2 protein-coding genes are annotated in these 2,861 nt (G+C 61.2%); both read left to right on the top strand.

Going from position 1 to position 2,861, the window contains the following annotated elements; translation table 11 throughout:
- The first annotated feature begins 584 nt into the window (after window positions 1-584).
- Window positions 585-1,949 (top strand): flagellin, encoded by a 1,365-nt coding sequence (locus tag H609_RS0110885; RefSeq protein WP_028484961.1) that lies wholly within the window; start codon window positions 585-587, stop codon window positions 1,947-1,949.
- 32 nt (window positions 1,950-1,981) lie between these two features.
- Complete coding sequence (locus H609_RS14330) at window positions 1,982-2,449, top strand: flagellar protein FlaG (protein WP_369773669.1); 468 nt, start codon at window positions 1,982-1,984, stop codon at window positions 2,447-2,449.
- The last annotated feature ends 412 nt before the right edge of the window (window positions 2,450-2,861 follow it).

Here is a 2,861-nt window from a genome sequence, read left to right as displayed (position 1 = left end):
CTTCGAGTGAGAGTGATCACCCCCACTCTGGCACATCGCGATGCCGTAATAGGGCGGGGGCGTCCATCCCATTGAGGAGCGCAGCGACGAAGCAATCGCTCGGAATGAGCAAGTGTGCGGGAATCAAACGGCTTGCCACATGCAGCCGATTGCCACGTCGCCTGCGGCTCCTCGCAATGACGGGATGTGGTCGCCACCCTGGGGTGGCCGGCCCGTGGTCCCCGTTTCCGTAACTTTCTTCCACAGAACCGCCACCCCGCAAACCGCGCAGCGGTTATCTGGGATCTCTGCAGTGCGGGCTGCCCGTCGGTTGGGGGCTGGTCCGGCGTCTGGAGGTCCCGGCTCTCCGCTGCGATGCGGCTGGGGTGACGGCGGGGTGTGTGGTGCGGATGATGGCGTGGCTGTGGCGGGTTGGAGGGCGCATGCGGCGCGAGCGGCAACGATTTGCCACCCGCGGTGAAAAAAATTTCAACGATGGGCTAAAGGTTCTGTAGGGCAGGTCGTTAAGGGTCCTGAGAGCGGGGATCGTCCCGTTCACCAGAACCGCCCGAGGCGGTGACGAACGACTCTACAGGAGAGCGATCATGTCCCAAGTAATCAACACCAACGTTCTTTCCCTGAACGCGCAGCGCAACCTGAACAACTCCCAGGGCGCGCTGGCTCAGAGCCTGGAGCGTCTGTCCTCGGGCCTGCGTATCAACAGCGCCAAGGACGATGCGGCCGGTCTGGCCATCGCCGAGCGCTTCACCACCCAGATCCGCGGCCTGAACCAGGCCGTGCGTAACGCCAACGACGGCATCTCATTTGCGCAGACCGCTGAGGGTGCGCTGGGTACCGTGGGTGACGCCCTTCAGCGTATCCGTGAACTGGCTGTCCAGTCTGCTAACGACACTAACTCCGCCTCGGATCGGCAGGCGCTGAACAACGAGGTTCAGCAGCTGGTTCAGGAAATCAACCGTGTCGCAAACTCCACAGAATTTAATGGTCAAAAGATTCTGGACGGCTCGTTGGGCGACCTGTTTTTCCAGGTTGGTGCCAACCAGAATCAGACCATCTCGGTCACAGGGGTGGATACCCGCGGGTCCGTACTGGGCGCTGCAGTGGCCGAAGGTGGCAGTGTTGATGTCGAAACGACAGATCTCGAAGCCTTGACTGACATTACCGTACAGGGTGTGTCCATTGACCTGAGTGACGTCGATTCACTGAACGGCGTGGTTGCCGCGATCAACAATGAACTCTCGACCACCGGTGTTGAAGCTTCGCGTGCCACAACCGTCAATTCTGGAGAGCTGGCGTTCGATAGCACGGGCAATGACGGATTCGTGGAAATCAATGGCGTCCAGATCAACGTCAATGATGGTGAAGACACGGCCGATTTTATTGAGCGCGTCAACAGCGCTAGCGCCCAGACGGGCGTCGTTGCTGAAGCTGGCGAGACCGCAGATACCATCATCCTGAGCAACACATCTGGTGCGGACATCGAGATTGTCGACGCGGACGAAGTCCTTGGTGGAACGGGTGATCAGACTTTCTCTGCTGGCATCGTGCTCGCGGCCGATGTGGGGACTGAAATCGAAGTGGGTGGCACCGATGCGACAGCACTAGGTGGCCTGGATGCTACCGCAACAGAGCAGAACACCCTGAACGCGGTGGATGTGCTAAACCGCGAGAATGCCACCCAGGCCTTGGGTACGCTGGATTTTGCGTTGCAACAGGTCAGTGGACTCCGGTCCGAACTGGGGGCGGTGCAAATTCGATTCGAGAACACTATCAGCAATCTGGAGATCTCGTCGGAGAACCTGTCCGCTGCCCGTTCGCGGATCCAGGATGCGGACTTCGCGGCCGAGACCGCCGAGCTGACCCGCGCCCAGGTGCTGCAGCAGGCGGGTACCTCGGTGCTGTCGCAGGCCAACGCCGTTCCGCAGAACGTGCTGGCCCTGCTGCAGTAAGCTCGATCACTCGGGCTTCTGGTTGAGGGAGGATGGCGAGGGCGCCATCCTCCCCTTCTGAAGAGGACAGCGATATGAGTGATGGAATCGGCAATATCACATCACCGCTGGTTGCAGTGAACCCGCGCGGGGGGGAGGGGGCCAAGGTCCCGGGTCCCGGTGCGGGTCTTGTTCGTGGCGAGGGACGGCCGGAGGCCGTGGCTCGTGCCGGCAGTAATACGGAATCAACGGCTCGTGGTTCCACCGGACCCGCGATCGAGGCCATGGATATGGACGAGGTCAATCAGGTGGTCGAGTCGATCAATTCCTACCTGCAATCCACCAAGCGGGCGCTGGAGTTCAGCGTGGACGACAGTAGTGGCCGAACGGTGATTACGGTGATGGACGGAGAACGCGAAGAGGTGATCCGCCAGATTCCGCCGGAGGCTGTACTGGCCCTGGTGGAACAGTTCCAGACCGAGCAGGAGCTCGGCGGTACGGGGCTCGCGGACAAGGCCTGACGGCTGTTGTTTCACCTGCAAGCGTGATCTTGTTTTGAGCCGGGCCCGGCAGCGGGTCCGGCTTTTTTGGTTCCGGCGTCTGGGTGTGGCTGCTTTACCCCTTCTTGACCACCCCCTCCATGTCATCCCGGCCGAAGCGGAGCGTCGATCCGGTATCTCTGGAGACGGGGCTATCCCAAGCGGCGGGATTCGCCAGGCGTGGGAGATCCCGGATAACTACTTTGCAGTTTCCGGGATGACGGGGCTGGGGCTTGGGGTGCTGGTTCTGCGGGCACAGTGACGGGTGGGTGCCAGGTTCTGGAGATTGCTTCGCTTCGCTCAATGGGATGGACGCCCCCGCCCTATTACGGCATCGCGATGTGCCAGAGTGGGGGTGATCACTCTCACTCGAAGAAGACGGAGGCGTCCACAT

Origin of the sequence: Thioalkalivibrio sp. ALE17 (assembly GCF_000425605.1) — a bacterium.
Taxonomy (GTDB): Bacteria; Pseudomonadota; Gammaproteobacteria; order Ectothiorhodospirales; family Ectothiorhodospiraceae; genus Thioalkalivibrio.
Note: the sequence above shows the minus strand (reverse complement) of the source record. Positions and strands in the feature narration are given on the sequence as shown.

What these genes read in the sequence shown, in the direction of transcription:
- H609_RS14330 (WP_369773669.1), top strand. Translation starts at nt 1,982, where the DNA reads ATGGCGAGGGCGCCATCCTCCCCTTCTGAAGAGGACAGCGATATGAGT.
- H609_RS0110885 (WP_028484961.1), top strand. Translation starts at nt 585, where the DNA reads ATGTCCCAAGTAATCAACACCAACGTTCTTTCCCTGAACGCGCAGCGC.